A 21,851-nucleotide genomic window follows, 5' to 3' on the forward strand; every position below is an offset into this window, starting at 1 on the left:
CAGCTGAACGCCTGTCTGAGGACCGGGACCCCGGGAGGCACGCCCCGGCGACGCGGGCGTTGGCTACAGTGGCCGGATGGGCAGACGCTGGATCTTCGACGGACACATCGCCGGCATCGGAACCGCCTCCGGCCTGCGCGCGGTGGTCGGGATCTGGCAGGAGTCGCCCTTTGGGCCGTTCGCGGATGCGATGGTCCAGCTGCCGTCGGGGCGTCGGATACTGCTGGCTCCAACCGGGGCCGTGGCTGAGTTCGTTGCCGCCACCTACAGCTTCGAGGAGGTCCGCGTCGTCGACGCCGCTGCCGTGCTGGCCGGGCAGACGTTAAGGGTCGACGCCGGTCCCCTGGTGATTCGGGCCGGGATCGGGAGACGGGCCCTCCTGGGTGCGCTTCTGCGGACGGTGCCCAGGCCGCTTGCCGCGCACACCCGCTGGCTGACCGCTGTCAGCCCGCTGGCGGCCGTGGCCAGCCCGGGAGCCCGGACGTTCGGCACGGCGGGCAACGGCAGGCTCGAGTTTTACGGCGTGAGCGACCTGCATCACATCGGCTCCGCCGCCGTCCGCTGGGAAGGCACGGACGCGGGAACGCTGTCCCCCATCAACCCTCCGGTGACATTCGGGTTCAGCAGCGTTCCGCCGCGGCCCAGCCTGGCCCGGGTCCGGACCACCGTGGTGGAGGAATCCTAACCGCCGGCTTCTGGGCCCACACCAGCAGGGTTCCCTGGCTGGGGAGCCGATTCGGCGAGGGCCCCGGGCCGAGCTTGCGAGGGCAGGGAGCCGGATTGGACTTGCGAGGTCAGGGGGCTGGTGGGGACACTGAGCTGGGACTCGAACATCCGGAAATAGCGGCCGCGGAGTGCCACCAGTTCCCGGTGCGTGCCCTGCTCCACGATCCGGCCGTCCTCCAGCATGTACACAATGTCCGCCTTCTCGATCGTGGCGAGCCGGTGGCTGATGGCGATGATGGTGCTGCTGCGCTCGGCGAACAGCCGGGTGAAGATCCTGTGCTCGGCCAGCGCGTCGATGGCGGAGGTGGGCTCGTCCATGACCATGAACGAGGCGTTCCGGTAGAAGTTCCGCGCCATGGCCAGCCGCTGCCACTGCCCTCCGCTCAGTCCGCTGCCCTTGCGGCCGCGCGGATCCTCCATCCAGTTGCTGACGTGGTTGTCCAGTCCGTTGGGCAGCTTGTTGATGAAATCCAGGGCCTCGGCATCGGCGGCCGCGCGGCTGATCCGCTCGTCGTTCCGGGGCGAGTCGACATCGCCGAACAGGATGTTTTCGGCTGCGGTGGCGAACTCGTACCTAAGGAACTCTTGGCTGAGCACCGCCAGGTGGCGGTGCCAGGAGGTGACGTCGACGGCGGCGAGGTCCACGCCGTCGAGCATCACCTGGCCGGAATCCGGGCGGTAAAGCCCGGCCAGGATGCGGATCAGCGTTGACTTGCCGGCGCCGTTCTCCCCCACGATGGCGATGTGCTGGCCTTCGCTGATGGTCATGCTGATGCCGCGGATCACTTCGATGTCGCTGCCGGTGTAGGTGAAGCGGATGTCCCGAAGCTCCACTGTCTTGGGAGCCTGCAGCAGCGGCGGCGCGTGGCTGGAATGCACGGGCAGCGCCATGAACAGCTCATAGTCCTTGAGGTTGGCGAGGTCCTCGTCGATGGAGCTGAGCGAGGACACCAGGCTGTTCGCGGTGGACAGGGCCCGGCTGACGATCTGCTGGACGTAGAGGAACTGGCCCACCGGCTGGGCCCGGGCGATGATCTGGCCCACCACCCAGATGAGCGAGACAACCTCCGCGGCGTATTGCAGGGCGTCGGCCGCCAGCTGCTTGGGGATGTACCGCTTCTGGAAGTCCAGCCGGCGCTTCTCGTCGGCGTCCCGGAGCCGGGAGCGCAGGCCCATCAGGTACCCGACGATCCCGTACAGGCGCATCTCGGCAATGTGCTGCGGGCGGAGCAGGTTGGTTTCGATCATCCGCCGCTGCCGCCGCGAATCCACCTGGGTGTTCCAGTGCGCGATCTGCTCGCGGGACAGCTTGAACTGCAGGTACACGCTGGGCACGATCGCGACCAGCACGATCACCGCGATCCACCAGCTCACCAGCAGCAGTGCGCCGATGGCCAGGATCACAGACACCAGCTGGGTGAAGATGGCCGCGATCCGGTCCAGGACCCTGGCATAGGAATCGGAGAACCGCTTGGCGCGGTCGTAAAGGTCCACCGTTTCCTTGTCGTCATAACGCCAGAAGTCCAGCGCCAGGAACCGCTCGTACATCAGGTCGCCCACGATGGCCCCCACCCTGAAGCTCATGAGCTGCTGGATGTAGCGGTCCACGCTGCTGAAGGCTCCCCAGAACAGGCCCAGCGCGGCGGTGATGATGACGTAGACGATGGCCTGCTGCCCGGCGCCGGCGTCCCCGTTATAGGCGGCGGCCAGCGCAGTGGTGGTCAGGCCGGCGAAGTACGTCGTGACCAGGGGCAGGACCGCCGAGATCAGCGATCCGGCCACCTTCATGAGCACGGCACCTGGCGATGCGCGGAAACTGACGCGGAGGACCTGGGCCACGGCCCGCGCATAGGGCTTCAGTGCCAGCCGCCGCTGGGGTTCCCTTTTCGGGTTCAGTTCGGCGGGATGGCGTGGTTGGGACATGGCTCCAGCCTAGTGCCGTGCCCCGGGACGGTGTCGGTTAGTACTCCTCGCCGTATTCGTACTCCGGGAAGTCGAAGCAGGCACTGTAGCCTGCGACCCTCAGCGATTCCGGGCCGTCCTCAAAAGACACGAACAGGTGCGTGCCGTCGCTGTGCAGGAGGTCGATGCGCCGCGCCCCGTGCGGGGTCGCACCGTCTTCCACCTTCCAGCCGTCCCTGGCCGCCATCAACTCCACGACCTCATCCAGGATGGCACCGCGGTCCACACCGGCCCCAACTTCGGCTACAGCGTCCCCGGTCCACTTGCGCCGGTCCCCGCCAGCGCAGGGCATCAGGCTGGAAGTATCGTGGGCGAACGTGGACAAGACCGCATTCTCAGGCAGCAGCCCCAGGATTTCCTGCTCCAAGGACATGACTTTGGATTTAGCTGATTCGAGGCTGACGTCCGTATTCTGTCCGGTTCCAGGCTGGCTGCAGGAAACCACCATTGCCAGAAGTGCTGCTGCTCCGGCCAGACGCCACGCCGGCGCGGGTCTGGACCTACCGTTCACGGACACTCGCTCCCCCAATTTTCAGCCAGGTGTTCCGTGACCGAATATACAAGGCGGAGACGCAAAGGAGGTGGGGAGAACTCCCCACCTCCTTTTCGACGTCGGCCTAGCGTGAACCGTAGTTCGGCGCCTCGACGGTCATCTGGATGTCGTGCGGGTGCGATTCCTTCAGGCCGGCCGGGGTGATGCGGACAAACTTGCCGCGGGCCTTGAGCTCGGGAATGGTCGGGGAACCCACGTAGAACATGGTCTGGCGGAGGCCGCCCACCAGCTGGTAAGCCACCGACGCCAGCGGGCCGCGGTAGGCCACCCGGCCCTCGATGCCCTCGGGGATGAGCTTGTCATCGCCGGAGACGTCCGCCTGGAAGTAGCGGTCCTTCGAGTAGGACGTGTTCTTGCCGCGCGACTGCATGGCACCCAGGGAGCCCATGCCGCGGTAGCTCTTGAACTGCTTGCCGTTGACGAAGATGAGCTCGCCCGGAGACTCGTCACAGCCGGCCAGCAGGGAGCCGAGCATCACGGTGTCAGCACCGGCGACCAGCGCCTTGCCGATGTCGCCGGAGTACTGGAGTCCGCCGTCGGCGATCAGCGGAACGCCGGCCGGAATGGCAGCTTTCGCCGATTCGTAGATGGCGGTGATCTGCGGAACGCCCACGCCAGCCACGACGCGGGTGGTGCAGATGGAGCCCGGGCCTACGCCCACCTTGATGCCGTCGGCTCCGGCGTCGATCAGCGCCTGGGCGCCTTCGCGGGTGGCAGCCTGGCCGCCGATGATATCCACGTGCGCAGCAACCGGATCTGACTTGAGGCGGCGGATCATGTCCAGCACACCCTGCGAGTGGCCGTTCGCGGTATCCACAAAGAGGGCGTCAACGCCGGCGTCCACCAGCTTCATGGCCCGCTCCCAGCCGTCACCAAAGAAGCCGATGGCGGCACCGACACGCAGCCGGCCCTCGTCGTCCTTGGTGGCCAGCGGGTACTGCTCGGCCTTGGTGAAGTCCTTGGTGGTGATGAGGCCTTTCAGGCGTCCCTGCTCGTCCACCAGCGGGAGCTTCTCGATCTTGTTCGTGGCCAACTTGTGGGAGGCCTCTTCGCGGCTGATCCCGACGTGGCCGGTGACGAGCGGCATCTTGGTCATGACGTCGCTGACCAGCCGGATCGGGAAGTCGGATTCCGGCACGAAGCGGGTATCGCGGTTGGTGACGATGCCGAGCAGCCGGTTGCCGTCGTCGACCACGGGAAGGCCGGAGACGCGGTAGCGGGCGCACAGTTCGTCAAGTTCCTGCAGCGTGGCCTCGGGGCCGATGGTGAGCGGGTTGGTGATCATGCCCGACTCGCTGCGCTTGACGCGGTCCACCTGGTCGGCCTGGTCGTCGATCGCCAGGTTGCGGTGGACGACGCCGAGGCCGCCCTGGCGGGCCATGGCGATGGCCATCCGGGACTCGGTGACAGTGTCCATGGCCGCGGAAAGCAGCGGCGTCTGGACGGTGATGCGCTTGGAGATCCGGGACGACGTGTCGGCGTCGGAGGGGATCACGTCGGTGTGGCCGGGAAGCAGCAGGACGTCGTCGTACGTCAGGCCGATGAAGCCGAAGGGGTCGTGCTCGGGCTGGGTCATGAGTGCGCCTCTTACCTTGGTTTACAGGTTCACGGGTAGGGGTTGCAGCCGATGACCAGCCCGTCATTACGGGACTGGCCTGTGCAGGGTTGGCTTGGGGCCAGGAGGTGGTTCTGGAGGAATTGAATTAATACTAGAACCTTGGCGGCGATCCCCATATTCCGCGCTGGCATTGTGAGCAAGGGCACTACCGCATGCCGGCTATTTCCACCCCGTGGCGGCCAGGAGCCGCTTTTCGAACATCGGAATCATGGACTGGACGTACGTCTTGGTGAGGTGGTTGTCGTCCTTGTAGACGTAGACGTTGCCCACCACGGCCGGGCAGATGCCGTCGGCGCAGATGAAGTCGCTCATGTCCATCAGGTGCAGCCCGTCCACCTTGCCCCGGTACGCGTCCAGCGGCGACTTGGCGGCCAGTGATTCACCCAGGGGCGGGTTGCACTCCGGCGCGTCGGTGCCGTACTTCTGGACGCATTCGGGCATGTTGATGGCGAAGCGGGGGTTGTCCCGGACCCCGACTACGTCCATTCCGGCGTCAGTGAACGGCTTGATGCCCGCCAGGTAGCCGGGCACTTCGGTTTCGAACGGGGCTTCCTTGTGTGTGAGGGATGCCACCGTGAACACCGCGTCCGGCTTGTGCTCCATGACATACGCGGCGCTGGCCTTGTTGAAGGCGTTGCACTCGGCGTCGCGCTCCGGGGATTCGGCGCCGAACCGGCAGTTCCCCTTCAGGAGGGTGACCACCTCCCAGCCGTGGTCCCTGGCGATGGGGCCGAGCGCGGCCATGTACTGCTGCGCGTGGGAGTCGCCCAGCACCACGATCCGCTTGGTGACCTTGTCCGGCTTGCTGTTCTGCAGGCAGCCGTTGAGCAGCGGGTCACTGGGGACGTTTTCGTCGGTGCACAGCCCGTCGATGTCCGCCCACTCGTTTTTCATGGCGGCCGGTGCCGGAATCACGGTGGCCTCCGGCGTAGGCTTGCCGGCGTTCTCCGGCGCCAGTGCGGCGGCGCCCGGAGTCAGCTCCCGCGGCTGCGCCGCTGCTGCCGCCTCCTCCGCGTTCAGCTTGGTTTGCCACAGCGCGACCGGCCCGGCCAGCAGGGCGCCGCAGGCAACAATAACGACGGCGGTGCGCCAGGCCCGCAGTTGCGGCCAGTGCCACTCGCGCAGCGGCTTTTCCACGAAGCGGGTGGTCAGCACGGCCAGGACCACGGAAGCAGCCACAATGGCGAGGCCCTGAACCAGGTTGGGCGCCGCGATGCCGGTGCCCGCCAATGCCAGCACCAGGACCGGCCAGTGCCACAGGTACAGGGCGTAGGAGTTGTCCCCCAGGGCCACCAGCGGCCTGGAGCACAGGATCCGGTCCACGCCGAACCGGCTGCCGCTTTGCCCGGCGGCGATGATCGCAGCCGCGGCCAGCGTGGGCCACAGCGCAATGAAGCCCGGGAAGGACCGGTCCACGGTGAGGAGCAGGCCGCAGGAGATCATGGCGGCGAGCCCTGCCCAGCCCAGCACCACGCGCAGCGCCTTCCCCGGTTTCAGGTAGGGCAGCGCCAGGGCCAGCAGCGATCCCAGCGCGAACTCCCACAGCCGGGTCCGTGTGTCGAAGTAGGCGTATGCCTGGTTGCTGGCGGTCTGGTCGATGGAGAACACCAGGGAGGCGATGAAGATGCCGCTGAAGGCCACTATCAGGACGGTCCGGTAGCTGACTTCCCGGCGTCGCTGCAGCAGCCGCCACACCAGGGCGGAGCCGGCGAAGATGAGGGGCCAGAGAATGAACACCTGGCCCTGGATGGACAGGGACCAGAAGTGCTGAAGCGGGCTGGCTCCGGAGTGGTTCTGCGCATAGTAGTCCACCGCGCTGTTGGCCAGCAGCCAGTTCTGCCCGTAGAGGAGGGACGCCCACGCCTCATTGAGGACGTCGGGCCAGCGGCTCTGCGGCAGGACCAGCCAGGTTCCGGCGAGCACGCCCAGGATCACCACGACGGCGGCTGGGATCAGCCGCTTGAAGAGGTGCAGCCAGTGGCTCACGAGCCGCAGCGGCGTGCCCTTCTCCACCTTGCGGACGAAGGACAGGGTCAGCAGGAATGCGGAGATGAGGAGGAAGATGTCGACGCCGCCGGAAACCCGGCCGAGCCACACGTGGTAGGTGACGACCATGAGCACCGCGAGGGCGCGAAGGCCCTGGACCTCGGGCCGGTAGCCCGGCTTGGCCTTCAGGCGGGCAGCCCGCGGTTCATGGTTTTGTCCCCCTGCCGGCTCCTCGCGCGGCATGCTTCTCATCGGGTCAGTCGACCTCGCTTCTGGCACAGATAACCCCTCAAACGGCAGCACAAAGTACCCATGTTACCGATTCGTGACATTCGAGACGAATCAAACGCCCGGGGTGTGATCCGCGTCTCAGCAGGGCGGATACCTGTTTCATGGGCACTATAGAGTCGGCCCCTAGGGGATTTAGCGGCGTGGGATTGGAGAACCCGGTGATTGTGCAGATGCGCATTTGCGTTCCGGCCGAACTGACAACTCTTGTGGCTGACCTGTGCCAGCAGCAGGCCGGCACGGCCGAGGTTGCCCTGCATACGGGCGCCTCGATCCTTCCCAAAGGCGACGTGTTTGTGGTGCACGTTGCCCGGGAATCGGTGGAGGAGCTGATGGAGAAGCTCCGCGCCCTGAAGATTGAGAGTCTCGGTTCGGTTGCCCTTACAGCTCCGGACCTGGTTCTCTCCGACAGGGCCGACAGGGCTGAGGAAACGGCGCCCGGGGAAGGCGCCGACACGGTGATCTGGGACGAGGTGTCGCGGCAGACCGGTGAAGAGTCCCGGCTCAGCTGGACTTTCCTGTCGTTCCTTGTGCTTGCCACCCTGCTCGCGGCCATCGGCATTGTCACCGACTCCACCATCGCCATCGTCGGTGCCATGGCCGTGGGGCCGGAGTTCGGGCCGCTGGCGGCGCTGGCTGTGGCTGTGGTGCGGGGAAACTGGAGCCTCGGCGGGCGCGCGGCGCTTGCCCTCGGTGTGGGCTTCCCTATCGCGATGCTCAGCACCGCGCTGATCACGTGGCTTGCGCTGCCCGCGGACCTCTTTCCGCGTGACGTGCTGGACCGTGCCCCGGCGGCCGAGTTCATCTACCACCCGGGACCGTTTTCGCTGATCGTGGCTGTCCTCGCCGGCGCCGCCGGGATGCTTTCCGTGATCAGCGGGCGCTCGGCCGCCCTGATCGGCGTCTTTATTTCGGTGACCACCGTGCCCGCGGCCGGCTTTGTTGCTGTGGCGCTGGTCCTAGGCGAGTTCAGCAAAGCGGCCGGCTCTGCCCTGCAGCTGCTGGTGAACCTCGGCGGCATCGTGGCCGCCGCCGTCGCGGTCCTGTACTTTTACCGGCTGGTCACCAAACGGCTTCCCGACGGCGTCGCGCTGCGGCTGCGCGGCCAGGCCATTCGCGCCCGGAGGTAGAGGGCGCTTAACGCCGGACGCAGGAAGCGCAAAGGAGGCCCGGCCAGCAACAGCTGGACCGGGCCTCCTTGTGAAACCGCGGAGCGGGCAGCAGCCTAGTGGCTGTGGCCTGCGTGCTCGTTTTCCTCGGCGGGCTTCTCGGCCACGAGGGTCTCGGTGGTGAGCACCAGCGCAGCGATGGAGGCTGCGTTGCGCAGGGCGGCGCGGGTGACCTTGACGGGGTCGATGACGCCGGCCGCGATCAGGTCCTCGTACTCGCCGGACTTGGCGTTGAAGCCGTGGTGGACGGCGGATTCCGCAACCTTGGCAGCGACGACATAGCCGTCAAAGCCTGCGTTCTGGGCGATCCAGCGCAGCGGCTGGACCAGTGCACGGCGGACGATGCCGACGGCAGCAGCCGCGTCACCCTCGAGTGCCGTGACAGCCGGGTCCTCGTCGAGTGCCTTCAGTGCGTGGATCAGGGCGGAACCGCCACCGGCCACGATGCCTTCTTCGAGGGCGGCGCGGGTGGAGGACACTGCATCTTCGATACGGTGCTTCTTTTCCTTCAGCTCAACCTCGGTGGCTGCGCCGACCTTGATCACGCCGATGCCGCCGGCCAGCTTGGCCAGGCGTTCCTGCAGCTTTTCCCGGTCCCAGTCGGAGTCGGTGCGGGTCAGCTCGGCGCGCAGCTGGGCAACGCGTGCTGCGACGTCCTCGGCCGAACCAGCGCCGTCAACGATGGTGGTGTTGTCCTTGGTCACCGTGATGCGGCGGGCGGTACCCAGCACCTCGAGGCCCACGGAGTCCAGGCTCAGGCCCAGCTCAGGGGACACCACCTGGGCGCCGGTCAGCGTGGCGATGTCCTGCAGCATGGCCTTGCGGCGGTCGCCGAAGCCCGGAGCCTTGACGGCAACCACGTTCAGGGTGCCGCGGATGCGGTTGACGATCAGCGTGGACAGAGCCTCGCCGTCGACGTCCTCGGCGATGATGAACAGCGGCTTGGAGCTCTGCAGCGCCTTCTCCAGCAGCGGCAGGAATTCCTGCACCGAGGAGATCTTGCCCTGGTTGATCAGGATGAGGGCGTCCTCGAGGACGGCTTCCTGGCGCTCGGTGTCGGTGATGAAGTACGGGGACAGGTAGCCCTTGTCGAACTGCATGCCTTCGGTGAGAACCAGTTCGGTCTGCGTGGTGGAGGATTCCTCGATGGTGATCACACCATCCTTGCCCACCTTGCCGAATGCCTCGGCGAGCAGCTCGCCCACCTCGTCGCTCTGGGCGGAGATGGCGGCAACGTTGGCCACCTGGGTGCCCTCGACGGGACGGGCGTTCTCCAGCAGGCGTGCTGCGACGGCCTCGACGGAGACCTCGATGCCGCGCTTGATCTGGCCCGGAGCGGCGCCGGCAGCAACGTTGCGCAGGCCTTCCTTGACCAGTGCCTGGGCGAGCACGGTAGCTGTGGTGGTGCCGTCACCGGCGACGTCGTTCGTCTTGGTGGCGACTTCCTTGGCCAGCTGGGCGCCAAGGTTCTCGTACGGGTCGTCCAGCTCGATTTCCCGGGCGATGGTTACGCCGTCGTTCGTGATGGTGGGGGCGCCCCACTTCTTGTCCAGCACGACGTTGCGGCCGCGGGGACCAAGCGTCACCTTAACCGTGTTGGCGAGCTTGTCGATGCCGGCTTCAAGCGACCGGCGGGCAGCGTCGTTAAACGCAAGCTGCTTTGCCATGGTTTGTCCTTTCAAGACAGAACCCCGTGCAGCCGCCCGGTCAGACAGAAATCAGACGCGGACGGCGGCACGGGGATCCAGAGAGTTACTTAACGACGATCGCCAGAACGTCGCGGGCGGAGAGCACGAGGTACTCGGTGCCGCCGGTCTTGACTTCGGTTCCGCCGTACTTGGAGTAGATGACAACGTCGCCAACGGCTACGTCGACCGGTACGCGGTTGCCGTCTTCGAAGCGGCCGGGGCCTACTGCAACAACTTCGCCTTCCTGCGGCTTCTCCTGGGCGGAGTCCGGGATGACCAGGCCGGAAGCCGTGGTCTGCTCGGCTTCGAGCGGGCGGACAACAATACGATCCTCAAGAGGCTTAATAGAGACCGACACTCGGACCTCTCCTTTTCGTCAAAATTCATGGACATTAAAACTGTTGCGCCATGGCGGCAGACCGTCGTCGCGGTGCCGGCAGCAGCCAGGCTGGCAGCTCTTCGTGTGTTAGCACCCTCCTAGGGAGAGTGCTAATGATGACTCTATGTAAGGGGTTAGCACTCGGTCAAGGCGAGTGCCAGAAATTCATCCGCCGTAACCCGCGGGACGCCTTGGATCAGCGCCCGGCCAGGTCGTCGAAGCCCAGGTCCTCGCCGCCGTCAGCGTCGTCGTCCCCCGCTTTCCGCTGTGCGCGGACAAGCACGGCGGCGGCCGCCGCCGCAGCCACGACCGACACGATGAGCACCACGATGCCGCCCACACGCGCGCCCAGGTACAGGTCCCGGATCTGCCGGGCTTCCTCGGTGGCGTCGCTGATGTTCTTGCCGCCCACGGAGTAGACGGTGGCATTGAAGGAGTCCAGCAGGAAGATGATCACCAGCAGGACAAGACAGACGACGGCCACCACTGCTCCGGCGATCAGCGCGGGGCGTGCATACCGGACCAGGCGGCTATGCTGCGCCGGGCCGGGGTTGGTGCTTTCGGGCTGATCGGGGGTGGGCGTTTCGCTGGATTCCATTCAGACCACCCTAGCGGGAAGAGCTTGGAGCGGCCGCTCCACTAGGCTTGATCCCATGTCTGAAGCACCGCAGGACCAGATCGCCCCGCTCCTCACGGAAGAAGGATGGGAGCTGCTGGCCTCGCTCGGACCCTACCGGGAGGACCGCTCCTTCGCCCTCAACTCGAGCCTCCGCAAGGCCGGCCACTCCCCCGAACTCGTGTCCGCGGTCCTGACGCAGTCACGGCTCCGGACCAGGGCGGAGGCCAAGTTCGGCGAGTTCGCCCGGCAGATGCTGTTCACCCAGGCCGGCCTGGAGCAGGCCACGCGCCTCAACGTCGCGGCCCGGCACGCCCAGCGCTTTGCCCAGGCGGGCATCCGCCACGTGGCCGATCTGGGCTGCGGCCTCGGCGCGGACGCCATGGCGCTGGCGTCCCTGGACATCGCCGTGACCGCTGTGGAGGTCGACGAGACCACCGCCGCGTGCGCCACGATCAACCTCATTCCCTTTCCGCACGCCACGGTGGTCCATTCGGACGCGACTTCCGTGGCGCTGGAGGACGGGGCGGGCGTCTGGCTGGACCCCGCCCGGCGCACCACCACCACGTCCGGCACCAAGCGGATCTGGGACCCCGAGGCCTTCTCTCCTCCGCTGTCCTTCGTGGAGTCGCTGGCGGCCGCGGGGCGCGCCGTCGGCGTCAAAATGGGGCCCGGCATGCCGCACGAGTCGGTGCCTGGCGGCTGCGAGGCGCAGTGGGTCTCGGTGGGCGGCGACGTCACGGAAGTCACGCTGTGGTTCAACGCCGTGGCCCGTCCCGGAATTCGGCGGGCCGCCCTGGTGATCGGCGCAGGGGGGGCCGCGGAGCTCACCAGCGGGGACGGTTTCGACGCCGGACCCGTGGCCCCCGTGGGGCCGGTGGAGGGCTTCCTGTACGAGCCGGACGGCGCCGTCATCCGTGCCGGGCTCGTGGCCGACCTGGCCCTCGACCTTGGCGGCCACCTCGTGGACGAGCACATCGCCTACATCTGTGCCCCGGAGCTTGTGGACACTCCGTATGCCCGAGCCTACCGGGTCCTGGAGGTCATGCCGTACAACGTCAGGGCGCTCAAGGCCTGGGTCCGGGAGAACGGCGTCGGCGTGCTGGACATCAAGAAGCGCGGCACGTCGGTGACACCTGAGGAGCTGCGCAAGCAGCTGCTGCCCGGGAGCAAGGGCGGCGGTAAAGCCGGCGGCAAGGCCGCGGGCAAAAAGACAGCCACCCTGGTCCTCACCCGGATCGGGGAAGAGCGAGTGGCTGTCTCCGTGGAGCCCGTTTAATCACTGGCTCATCACTGGGCCCCTCAGTTACTGGGCGCGGACGAACGCCTCGGCATCCCGGACCTGCTCCTCGGTGGGGCGGATTCCCGTGTACAGCACAAACTGCTCCAGCGCCTGGATGGTGGCCACCTCGGCCCCGGTGATGACCTGCTTGCCGGTCCCCCGGGCAGCCTTGATGAGCGGCGTTTCCGCCGGCAGGGCCACGACGTCGAAGACCACTTTGGCTGCCTCTATCGTTTCGGCGGGGAAGGACAGCGCGTCGGCCTCCGGCCCCCCGGCCATTCCCACGGGCGTGACGTTGATGACCATGTCGGCGGTGGCATCCGGGCCGGCGCCCAGGTCCGCCCGCCAGGCAAAGCCGTAGAGGTCGGCGAGCGCACGGCCGGCTGCCTCGTTGCGGGCGATGATGGTCACGTCCTTGAACCCCGCGTCGCGCAAGGCCGCGGCTGTTGCCTTGGCCATGCCGCCGGCTCCCTTGAGCAGCACCGAGGACTCCGCCGGCACGGCGTTGCGCTGCAGCAGCTGCTCGATCGCCGTGTAGTCCGTGTTGTACGCCGTCAGCCGCCCGCCGTCGTTGACGATGGTGTTGACGGAATCGATGGCCCTGGCGGACGGGTCCATGGCGTCCACCAGGGCGATCACGTCCTCCTTGTAGGGCATGGAGACGGCGCAGCCCCGGATCCCCAGGCCGCGGACGCCCGCGATCGCCTGGGCCAGGTCGGTGGGCGCGAAGGCCTTGTAGATCCAGTTCAGGCCCAGCTGGTCGTACAGGTAGTTGTGGAAGCGGGTCCCGTTGTTGCTCGGCCGGGCCGAGAGGGAGATGCACAGGGTCATGTCTTTGTTCAGTATCGGCACTCCTCCATTAAACGGCGGCACTGCCCTTGTTACCTGCAGCCGGTTCCGGGGCGGTGAGGTCCGACGGCGGCCGGCAGCTTTCCGGGGGCGGTGGCCTTGCCTGCCAGGACGGCCAGCAGCGCCTTGTACGCTCCGGGTGTCCGGCCGTAGAGGGCGATCTTCGTGGGCGCGGCGGACTGCGCCAAGGGCCATGGCGCGTCCAGGGCCACCGCAACATCGCCCCTGGCAGGGCTGCCGCCGTAGCCGATCAGGGTGACCAGCGGACCCGTCCCCAGGGTGATCCCCGCGTCCTTGGCGGCAGCGGCAAACCGCGCCCGGTCCACTGGCGTGCCCCCTGCCACGCGCACGTGGCCGCGCACGGTAGCGCCCTTGCACCGGCCGGAGACCACCGTGATGGCCCGTGCCGAAATTTTCGCGGAAAGCGCCTCGCCGCTCCCCGGCGCCGCCGGAGGCTTCGGCTGTGCCGTCCGTCCCCGCCAGATCATCATGGTGACCACCCGGCGGGCCGCTTCCTCGAGTCGCGAGAGCGGGAGCTTCCCCTCGGTGACAGCCCGGACGACGGCGGCATGCGCGGCGGGGGCATCAGCCGGCATCAGCAGCAGGTCCGCCCCGGCCTCCAGCGCGGCCGGGGCTGCTGAGCCGCGGGGATAACGGCCGGCCACCGCGCCCATGTTGAGCCCGTCCGTGACCGCCACGCCCTTGAAGCCCAGGCCGCGGAGCGCCTTGTAGGTTGCCTTCGAGATGGACGCGGGCACCCCCGGGTCCAGGGCCCGTGCCGCGATGTGTCCGGTCATGATCATGGGGGTTCCTGCCTTGACGGCGGCCTGGAACGGCTGCCAGTCCCGCGCCTTCAGCTGCGCGAGGGTGGCGTTCTGGACGGGGAGGCCCTTATGCGAATCGGTGGTCACCGAGCCGTGCCCGGGAAAGTGCTTGACAGCGGGCAGCACTCCGCCGGCCAGCATGCCTTTGGCGAAGCCGGCACTCAATGACGCCGCGGCACGGGCGTCGGCGGACATGGACCGCGCGCCGATGGTGGGATCGGCGGGGCCCATCGTGACGTCGGCTGCGGGCGCGAAGTCCACGGTAAAGCCCAGCGGCGCGAGTTCCGCCGCGAGCCCGGTGCCCGCTTCCGCGGCCAGGGGCACGCTGCCGGCCGCGCCGTAGCTCATGGGGGTGGGCCAGCGGGTCAGCGGCGCGCCGACGCGGCTCACGGCTCCGCCTTCCTGGTCAACGCCGATCAGGCCAGGCCAGGTGCGGCCGCCGGAGCGGGAGGCCTTGTCCAGCCGGCGCGTCACGCCGGCGAGCGCCGTGACATCCACCAGGCCAGTGGCCGTTCCGGGCACGTTGTCGGCCATGATCATGGACCCGGCAAGGTAGAGGCGTTCCACCATGGCAGCTTGGGCTTCATGGTTGAGACCGGTGTAGAAGGGCAGGAGCACCTGCCCCGCCTTCTCCTCCAGGGTCATTTTCGCCACCGCCCCGGCGGCAGCCTCGGCATCCCGCTGCTGCGGGCCCCAGCCCAGCGCCGCAGTTTCCTTCGTTGCAGGCTGCGCCGCGGACGGGGCCGCGCTGTGCGTGCCTGTCTGCGGCGAAGCGGTCTGCGGCGTCCCAGGTGAGCCGGAGGCGGAAGCCCCGGGCGCCGTCGTCGTACGTTGTTCTGGTTCAGGTGCTGGCGGCGCAGTGCATGACGCGACGGCGAACAGCGCCGTGAGCGCTGCCGCTGTCCCGGCGGATGCAATGCCGGAACGTTTTTGGGGGGATTTCGGGCGGCTGGTTGTGTGAACAGTCTCACGCGCCCTGTGTAGCCAAGCCATCTCTTCGATGCTACCCCTGCACTAGACTTGGATGACCGTTCCCCTGCCAGCCGTTCGCCAGGAACGGACGGCACCCGGACCAGACGTCATTAGGCCAGCACACAGCGAGGAACACATGAAGATTGATTTCGCTTCATCCAGGCAATCAACTCTTGGTGTGGAATGGGAACTCGCGCTGGTGGATGCGCAGACCGGCGAACTGGCGTCCGTGGCCAACGAGGTCCTGCGCGGGGTGGTGGCACGGCATCCCGAGCTCAACGAGGATGACGAGCACCCGCACATCAAGCAGGAGCTGCTGCTTAACACCGTGGAGCTGGTCACCGGCATCTGCGAGACCGCCGCCGAAGCGAAAGAAGACCTGGCGCGCTCCCTGGCCGCCGTTCGTGAAGTCACGGACCCGATGGGCGTGGAAGTGTTCTGCGCCGGAAGCCACCCGTTCAGCCCTCCGCAGCTGCAGCCGGTCACGGATAAGGAACGCTACGCCAAGCTGATCGACCGCACACAGTGGTGGGGCCGGCAGATGGTCATCTACGGGGTCCACGTCCACGTCGGCCTGGACCGGCGCAGCAAGGTCCTCCCCGTGCTCGACGGCCTGGTCAACTACTTCCCGCATTTCCAGGCACTGTCCGCGTCCAGCCCGTTCTGGGGCGGCGAGGACACCGGCTACGCCTCGCAGCGGGCCCTCATGTTCCAGCAGCTGCCGACGGCGGGACTGCCGTTCCAGTTCCCCAGCTGGGAAGAGTACGAGTCCTACGTCCAGGACATGTTCACCACCGGCGTGATCGACACCATCTCGGAGATCCGCTGGGACATCCGCCCGGTGCCGGCGCTGGGCACCATTGAGATGCGCATCTGCGACGGCCTGGCCACGCTGGAGGAAGTGGGCGCCGTGGCGGCCCTGACGCAGTGCCTGGTCCACGAATTCTCCGACACGCTCGACGCCGGCGGCAGCATTCCCACCATGCCGCCATGGCACGTCCAAGAAAACAAGTGGCGGGCCGCCCGCTACGGCCTGGACGCGATCATCATCCTCGACGCCGAGGGCCACGAACAACTCGTCACGGACCACCTGCTGGAGACCCTGAACCGGCTCGAACCCATCGCCGCGAAGCTGGGCTGCCCGGACGAGCTGGCCGACGTCGAAAAGATCATCAGCCGCGGCGCGGGCTACCAGCGCCAGCGGCGGGTGGCGGCCGAAAGCGGCGGAAACCTCCAGGCCGTGGTCCTGGACCTCGTGAAGCAGATGCGGAACGGCCCCACCGCGTAAGGGCGCCTTCTGTGCCGCCGGACCCGACTAGGTAGCAGTTGAGGGCGTTCCCAGCGCCGAGAACGCCCTGTCCTGCGACCTACTTGGCGCGGAAACCGTGGTGACCGGCATGGACGAGTCCGGCGCAAAATGTATGCCGCTGGGTTCGATGCCGGCCATGACCAGCTGCGCGCCGAGTGCGGCCACCATCGCGCCGTTGTCCGTGCACAGGTCCAGCGGCGGAACGTGCAGCGTGATGCCGGCGGCGGAGCAGCGCTGTTCGGTCAGCTGCCGCAGCCGCGAATTGGCGGCCACTCCCCCGCCCAGCAGCACGTCCGTGATGCCACGCTCGCGGCACGCCAGGACCGCTTTGGATGTGATGACATCAACCACGGCTTCCTGGAACGCTGCGGCGATGTCCGCCACCGGCACGGGCTCGCCGGCGGCTTCGAATTGCTCCACGCACCGGGCCACCGCGGTCTTCAATCCGCTGAAGGACCAGTCATACCGGTGGCGGCCGGGCTCCTCCGCGGTGCCCATGTATTTGGGCTGCGTCAGTCCCCGCGGGAACCGGATGGCCTTGGCGTTGCCTTCGCGCGCCAGCCGGTCAATGGCCGGGCCGCCGGGGTAGCCCAGGCTCAGGATCCTGGCGACCTTGTCGTAGGCCTCTCCCGCTGCGTCGTCGATGGTGGAACCGAGCAGCTCGACGTCGTCCGTGATGCTGCGGATCCGCAGGATCTCGGTGTGGCCGCCGGACACCAGGAGGGCGCCGAGGTTGTCGGGCAGTATTGGCTTGTCCGCGCCGTTACCGCGGGTGCCGCCGCTGCCGCCGGTGCCGCCGGTGCCGCCGCGGGGGTTCAGCAGGCCGACCCCCACGTGGGCCACCAGATGGTTGATGGCGTAGAGCGGCTTGCCCGTGGCGACGGCCAGCGCCTTTGCAGCGCACACGCCGACCATCAGTGCTCCGGCCAGCCCGGGTCCGGATGTCACGGCGATGGCGTCGACCTCGTCCAGTGTCACGTCCGCCTCGGCCAGGGCGGCCTGCAGAGCAGGAACTAAAGCGTCCAGGTGGGCGCGCGAGGCGATTTCCGGGATGACCCCGCCAAACCGGACGTGCTCCTCCATGGACGAGGACACGGTGTTGGTCAGGAGATCCGTGCCGCGGACGATGCCTACGCCCGTTTCGTCGCACGATGACTCAATGCCCAGTACTAGCGGCTGCGAGCGGTTCATTTCTGGTCTGCCTCCGTCGGAGCGGTCTCGCCGGCGCGGCCGGCTTCGTCAGTCTGCACGGGCCGGGGTCCGGCGCCGGGGATGGTGTCCTGGTGCAGGATCCCGCTGTGGAGGGCGAGCACGTCCTCCAGCTGAAGCCGCATGATCAGGGCGTCCACGCCGTCGCGGTAGTACCTTTTCCGCACGTGGATCTGCTCGAAGCCAAAGCGGATGTACAGCTGCTGGGCGCGCGGATTGTCGGCGCGGACCTCGAGCAGGATGTCGGCTGCACCGCGGCGCCGCCCCTCGGCGATCAGGTCGGTGAGGAGGGCGGTGCCGATGCCCCTGCCCTCATATTCGGGGACGACGGCGATCGTCTGGACGTCGGCGATCGGTTCGACGCACATGAGTCCCGCATAGCCAACGATGCCCTCCGGCGCTTCCGCCACAAGGTACCTGCGGGTCTCCGGCTGCATCAGTTCGTCCGTGAACATCTGCAGCGGCCACGCGTCCACCGGGAACAGCCGGACCTCCAGTTCGTGGACGGCAGGGATGTCGGCGGGAAGCATGTCGCGGATGGTCACGCCCGAGGCCAGCCGGCGCGGCAGGACGGGCGCGGTGCCGGGTTCCGGATCGCCGGGCGTGGGAATCCCGGGTTCCGGGTTGCCTGATGGTTCGGGCAGCAGGTTCACAGGGCACGCTTCCGGGGGCCGGGGACCTGGGCGTCGGATTCCCGCAGGTAGAGGGGCGTGGAGTCCAGCAACTGCCCGCCCGCTGCCAGCCTTGCCAGCGCGAACTGGCCCAGGTAGAGCGCGTCCGGCTGTTCGGTGCTGAAGTCCGGATCCGCGCGCACGTCGTCGGGGTAGAGCCCTGCGCCCGCGCCGTACGCCGGCAGGTCGGGAAGGTCTGCGGCGAACCCTACGTGCGGCCCGTCGGTGAGCTTTGGCAGCTGGCCCGCGGCCAGGGTGTAGCGGGCCCAGTAGACCTCTTTGCGCCGGGCGTCGGTGGCCACAAGGAACTCGGCCGGCGCCTCGGTGGATTCGGCCACTTCGAGGGCGACGGCGTCGAGGCTCATCATGCCGTGCAGCGGCGTGTTCCAGACGAAGGCCAGGGTGCGCGCCGTCGCGATGCCGGACCGGAGCCCGGTGAAGGGACCGGGACCGACGCCCACAACGATCGCGTCAATGTCTGCGCCGGTTACTCCGGCGTCTGCCAGCAGCCGCTCGATTCCGGGCGCGAGGACCTCGGCGTGGCTTTTGGTGTCCTCGGTGGAGAAGTTGCCCACCACGCCTTCGAGGGCGTCGTCGGACACCAGCGCGGCGCTGGCCACGGCCGAGGTGTCAATGGCGAGAATGAGCATCAGGAAATTCCTTCCGCGGCCAGAACGGGCTGTTCTGCCCAGCGCGGCCCGAAGCCGCGGATGATGATGGTGCGGGGCTCGTCGTCGTCCTCCGACTCGAAGTCCAGGACAGGCACGTCGGGACTGGGCGCGTCAGGGCCTGGCGCCGCAGTGCCGGGTCCGGTTGATTCCCCAGCGGCGTGAAGGTGCGCGGGAGCGGCGCCGCCCAGCTGGCGGTGCAGTTCCACCTCGAGCCGGCTCTCGGTCAGGTGCTCCACGCGGTCCCGGCCCCACTCCACCACGGTCACGGCAGAGTCCAGTGTGTTCTCCAGGTCAATGTCGTCGATTTCCGACGCCGATCCCAGCCGGTAGGCGTCCACGTGCACCAGGTCCGGCCCGCCCGGGCGCGGTCCGTCGGGGAGGTTCGGGTGGATGCGTACCAGCACGAAGGTCGGGGAAATGATGCCCTCGCGGACGCCCAGGCCCTCACCGAGGCCCTGCGTGAAGGTGGTCTTGCCGGCGCCCAGTTCGCCTGTGAGCACCAGGAGGTCCCCCGCCCGGAGCACCTCCGCCAGAGCCGCGCCGAGCACGTGGGTCTGGTCCGCCGTCGTGACCGTCAGGGTCTGCACCCACAGCGGGGCGTTGCCGGTTTCGGGAATGTTCACGGCGCCGGCGTTTCAGGCGCGGTCGCTCCGGTGGCGGGCTTTTCGCCGGGCGCACCGCTGAGGGGCGACTCGTTGATGTACGTGCGGGGCACGCGGGGGCTGATGCGGGTGACGATCTCGTAGTTGTTGGTGCCGGCGGCGCGGGCCCAGTCATCGGCCGTGGGCCCGCCGTCGGCGCCGTCTCCGAAGAGGACCGCCTCTGCTCCGAGGACGCTGTGCCCGCCCCGGGAAACGTCGAGGGGGCCGAGGTCGATTACCATCTGGTCCATCGCTATCCGTCCCACCACGGGGTAGGTGATGCCTTCCACACGGACGGGCCCGCCGGTGGCGACGCGGGGAACGCCGTCGGCATAGCCGAGCGGGATGAGCCCCAGCGTGCTCTCGCCGGCGGTGTGGTAGTTGAAGCCATAGGAGACGCCCTGGCCCGAGTGCACGTCCTTGCAGTGGGACACGACGGTGCGCAGGGTCATCGCGGGGCGGAGGCCCAGTTCCGCGGAGGTCTGCCCTTCGAAGGGCGAGAGGCCGTAGATTCCCAGGCCCGCGCGGACCAGGTCGAAGTGCGTGTCCGGCCGGGACAGGGTGGCCGGGGTGTTGGCCAGGTGGCGGACTTCGGGGTCCACGCCGGCGTCTTCGGCGATGGCCAGGACCTCGCGGAACGCTGCGAGCTGGTCATCGGTTTCCGGGCGCTCGGGTTCGTCGGCCACGGCTAGGTGGGAGAAGATGCCCACCACGCGCAGCAGCCCCTGGTCCTGGTACTCCACGGCGTCGCCCACCAGCCGGTCCCACACCTCGACGGTGGCGCCGTTGCGGCCAAGTCCGGTGTCGACTTTGAGGTGGACGCGTGCCGGCCGTTCCTGTTCCCGGGCGGCGGCCACAATCTGTTCCAGCTCCCAGCCGGAGCACCCGATGTCGACGCCGGCGGCCACTGCCGCGCCGAAGTTGCTTTCCGGGGTGTGCAGCCAGGCGAGCAGGGGCGCTTCGATCCCCGCGGCGCGCAGCGCCAGGGCTTCGGAGATGTGCGCGACACCCAGCCAGCTTGCGCCTGCCTCGAGGGCCGCGCGGGCCACCGGCACGGCGCCGTGCCCGTAGGCGTCGGCCTTGACGACCGCCATGACCTTGGCCGGTTCGGCGGCCGCGGCGAGCCGGCGGACGTTGTGCCGGATGGCCTCGAGGTCGATCACTGCGGAACGTTCGTGGGCCGGCCGGGCGTAGCCGTGGGATGTCCCGGCCGGGCCCGCCACTGCCGGGCGGTCTCCTGTTGCTGCTGGATAAATCACGCTATTGATTCTAGTGCTGGCGCTTCGGGCCGAATAATTGCCGGGGAAGGGGCGTGCCGGTGCCTGCTCAGGCGTCCGAGAGGTGCGCGATGGTGGCGGCCGCCCGCCGCTGGGCCTCCTGCGGAACGTCCCGGACGATGTCGGCGAGGAAGGAGTAGCGGCGCAGCCACTGGCTGCCACGGCGTTCCGGCCGGGCGTTGGCGCGCTTCCACCAGTCGGCGATGTCTCCCCAGCCGGGCGCCGCGAGGGAACCGCCCACTTCCTGGACTGCGAGTGCGGCGCAGAGATTGGCGAACCGAAGCCGGTCGCTGAGGGGCCACCCCGCCAGGCTCCCGACGATGAACGCGGCCCCGAAGCAGTCCCCGGCACCGGTCGGATCGTAGGCGGCCACCGGCAGTGAGGGCACCCACTCCTCCTCGCCGGTTTCCGAGTCCACCGCCACGGCCCCCTGCGCCCCCAGGGTCACCACGGCCACCGGCACCCGGTCCGCCAGGGAGTACAGCGCCGCCCAGGGATCGTTTTTGCCGGTGAAGGCCATGGCCTCGCGCTGGTTGGGCATGAAGGCATGGAAGTACTGCAGGTTGGCAAGCCGAGCGTGGGCCCATTCACCGGTAGGATCCCAGCCGACGTCGCCGAACAGTTTCACGCCCTCCTTGTGCGCCGCGAGCGCCCACGGCTCCAGTTCATGGCCGAGGTCCGCCACAGCAGCCAGCGCGCGGGGCGGCTTGCCGATCAGCTCGGAGGAGGTCACCGGTGCCGGGTGCCCGTGCGTGACCATCGAGCGGTCGTGGTCCACGCTGAGTGACACGGTCACCGGCGAGTGCCAGCCCGGGACCCGGCGGGACAGGGACAGGTCCACGTGCTCCTGCCGGTCCAGGACTTTCCAGTTGTAGTCGCCGTAGCCGTCGTCGCCGAAGGCCGCAGCCAGCCCGGTGCGCAGGCCGAGGCGCGCGGCGGCGATGGCCTGGTTGGCCACGCCACCCGGGCAGCTGCCCATCCCCTCGCTCCAGATTTCGGTGCCGGGCTCGGGCGCGTGCGGCAGCCCGGTGAAGATGATGTCCTGGAAAACGGTCCCGGCCAGCAGCAGGTCGAACTCTCCGGCCGCCTGGGTACGGACGGCCGCGAGCGGGTCGAAACGGCGTGTGGGATTCGCCTCCATGTTCGGCACATTACGCTGTG

The 21,851-nt window shown here is 68.2% G+C and carries 18 protein-coding genes and 1 pseudogene; 4 read left to right on the forward strand and 15 right to left on the reverse strand.

What is annotated here, in order from left to right; all coding sequences use genetic code 11:
* The first annotated feature begins 76 nt into the window (after positions 1-76).
* Complete coding sequence (locus ARGLB_RS18135) at positions 77-685, forward strand: hypothetical protein (protein ID WP_003805273.1); 609 nt, start codon at positions 77-79, stop codon at positions 683-685.
* On the opposite strand, the gene ARGLB_RS18140 is transcribed toward ARGLB_RS18135, so the two are convergent.
* From ARGLB_RS18140 to ARGLB_RS18155, 4 genes are all read right to left on the reverse strand, one after another.
* Positions 682-2,649 carry an ABC transporter ATP-binding protein gene (locus ARGLB_RS18140; protein ID WP_003805278.1) on the reverse strand — a complete coding sequence of 656 codons (1,968 nt, stop codon included), beginning with the start codon at positions 2,647-2,649 and terminating at the stop codon, positions 682-684. The genes ARGLB_RS18135 and ARGLB_RS18140 overlap by 4 nt on opposite strands.
* Positions 2,650-2,686: 37 nt before the next feature.
* Positions 2,687-3,061: a hypothetical protein gene (locus ARGLB_RS18145; protein WP_245531560.1), complete on the reverse strand. Its 375-nt coding sequence runs from the start codon at positions 3,059-3,061 to the stop codon at positions 2,687-2,689.
* 244 nt (positions 3,062-3,305) lie between these two features.
* Positions 3,306-4,817, reverse strand: a complete 1,512-nt coding sequence (guaB, locus tag ARGLB_RS18150) for an IMP dehydrogenase (RefSeq protein WP_003805281.1) — start codon at positions 4,815-4,817, stop codon at positions 3,306-3,308.
* 201 nt (positions 4,818-5,018) lie between these two features.
* A complete protein-coding gene (locus ARGLB_RS18155) occupies positions 5,019-7,088 on the reverse strand; it encodes an acyltransferase family protein (RefSeq protein WP_003805283.1) in 2,070 nt (689 codons plus the stop codon).
* 188 nt (positions 7,089-7,276) lie between these two features.
* Between ARGLB_RS18155 and ARGLB_RS18160 the strand changes: the two genes are divergently transcribed.
* Positions 7,277-8,263, forward strand: coding sequence for a DUF389 domain-containing protein (locus ARGLB_RS18160; protein ID WP_245531561.1), 987 nt, complete (start codon positions 7,277-7,279; stop codon positions 8,261-8,263).
* 95 nt (positions 8,264-8,358) lie between these two features.
* On the opposite strand, the gene groL is transcribed toward ARGLB_RS18160, so the two are convergent.
* The 3 genes from groL to ARGLB_RS18175 form a co-directional block, all read right to left on the reverse strand.
* Complete coding sequence (gene groL, locus ARGLB_RS18165) at positions 8,359-9,969, reverse strand: chaperonin GroEL (RefSeq protein WP_003805287.1); 1,611 nt, start codon at positions 9,967-9,969, stop codon at positions 8,359-8,361.
* Positions 9,970-10,054: 85 nt separating this feature from the next.
* Entirely contained in the window at positions 10,055-10,348 is a 294-nt protein-coding gene (gene groES / locus ARGLB_RS18170; RefSeq protein ID WP_003805290.1) for a co-chaperone GroES, read from the reverse strand.
* Between the two features lie 217 nt (positions 10,349-10,565).
* Positions 10,566-10,967, reverse strand: a complete 402-nt coding sequence (locus ARGLB_RS18175) for a hypothetical protein (protein ID WP_003805291.1) — start codon at positions 10,965-10,967, stop codon at positions 10,566-10,568.
* 55 nt (positions 10,968-11,022) lie between these two features.
* On the opposite strand from ARGLB_RS18175, the gene ARGLB_RS18180 reads away from it, so the two are divergent.
* The gene (locus tag ARGLB_RS18180) at positions 11,023-12,264 is read left to right on the forward strand and encodes a THUMP-like domain-containing protein (RefSeq protein ID WP_003805293.1); all 1,242 of its coding nucleotides are present in this window, start codon (positions 11,023-11,025) and stop codon (positions 12,262-12,264) included.
* 27 nt (positions 12,265-12,291) lie between these two features.
* Here ARGLB_RS18180 and ARGLB_RS18185 read toward each other — a convergent pair whose 3' ends face one another.
* Both ARGLB_RS18185 and ARGLB_RS18190 read right to left on the reverse strand, forming a co-directional pair.
* Positions 12,292-13,119 carry a shikimate 5-dehydrogenase gene (locus tag ARGLB_RS18185; RefSeq protein WP_003805295.1) on the reverse strand — a complete coding sequence of 276 codons (828 nt, stop codon included), beginning with the start codon at positions 13,117-13,119 and terminating at the stop codon, positions 12,292-12,294.
* A 29-nt stretch (positions 13,120-13,148) separates the two neighbouring features.
* Positions 13,149-14,585: a glycoside hydrolase family 3 N-terminal domain-containing protein gene (locus ARGLB_RS18190; protein ID WP_043419625.1), complete on the reverse strand. Its 1,437-nt coding sequence runs from the start codon at positions 14,583-14,585 to the stop codon at positions 13,149-13,151.
* A 463-nt stretch (positions 14,586-15,048) separates the two neighbouring features.
* On the opposite strand from ARGLB_RS18190, the gene ARGLB_RS18195 reads away from it, so the two are divergent.
* A complete protein-coding gene (locus tag ARGLB_RS18195; RefSeq protein WP_003805298.1) occupies positions 15,049-16,200 on the forward strand; it encodes a glutamate--cysteine ligase in 1,152 nt (383 codons plus the stop codon).
* A gap of 27 nt (positions 16,201-16,227) precedes the next feature.
* Here ARGLB_RS18195 and tsaD read toward each other — a convergent pair whose 3' ends face one another.
* From tsaD to ARGLB_RS18225, 6 genes and pseudogenes are all read right to left on the reverse strand, one after another.
* Positions 16,228-17,412, reverse strand: coding sequence for a tRNA (adenosine(37)-N6)-threonylcarbamoyltransferase complex transferase subunit TsaD (gene tsaD, locus ARGLB_RS18200; RefSeq protein ID WP_003805302.1), 1,185 nt, complete (start codon positions 17,410-17,412; stop codon positions 16,228-16,230).
* Positions 17,413-17,540: 128 nt separating this feature from the next.
* Positions 17,541-17,960 (reverse strand): annotated as a pseudogene (rimI, locus tag ARGLB_RS18205) (ribosomal protein S18-alanine N-acetyltransferase); the annotation flags it as partial.
* Positions 17,961-18,079: 119 nt separating this feature from the next.
* Positions 18,080-18,751, reverse strand: a complete 672-nt coding sequence (gene tsaB, locus ARGLB_RS18210) for a tRNA (adenosine(37)-N6)-threonylcarbamoyltransferase complex dimerization subunit type 1 TsaB (protein WP_003805307.1) — start codon at positions 18,749-18,751, stop codon at positions 18,080-18,082.
* Positions 18,751-19,395, reverse strand: coding sequence for a tRNA (adenosine(37)-N6)-threonylcarbamoyltransferase complex ATPase subunit type 1 TsaE (tsaE, locus tag ARGLB_RS18215; protein WP_003805309.1), 645 nt, complete (start codon positions 19,393-19,395; stop codon positions 18,751-18,753). The genes tsaB and tsaE overlap by 1 nt, the downstream gene beginning before the upstream one ends.
* Entirely contained in the window at positions 19,392-20,672 is a 1,281-nt protein-coding gene (gene alr, locus ARGLB_RS18220; protein ID WP_083839690.1) for an alanine racemase, read from the reverse strand. The genes tsaE and alr overlap by 4 nt, the downstream gene beginning before the upstream one ends.
* Before the next feature lie 67 nt (positions 20,673-20,739).
* Entirely contained in the window at positions 20,740-21,831 is a 1,092-nt protein-coding gene (locus tag ARGLB_RS18225; RefSeq protein WP_003805313.1) for a carbohydrate kinase family protein, read from the reverse strand.
* Positions 21,832-21,851 lie beyond the last annotated feature (20 nt).

The sequence above is a fragment of the Arthrobacter globiformis NBRC 12137 genome, assembly GCF_000238915.1.
In the GTDB taxonomy this organism is placed as follows: domain Bacteria; phylum Actinomycetota; class Actinomycetes; order Actinomycetales; family Micrococcaceae; genus Arthrobacter; species Arthrobacter globiformis.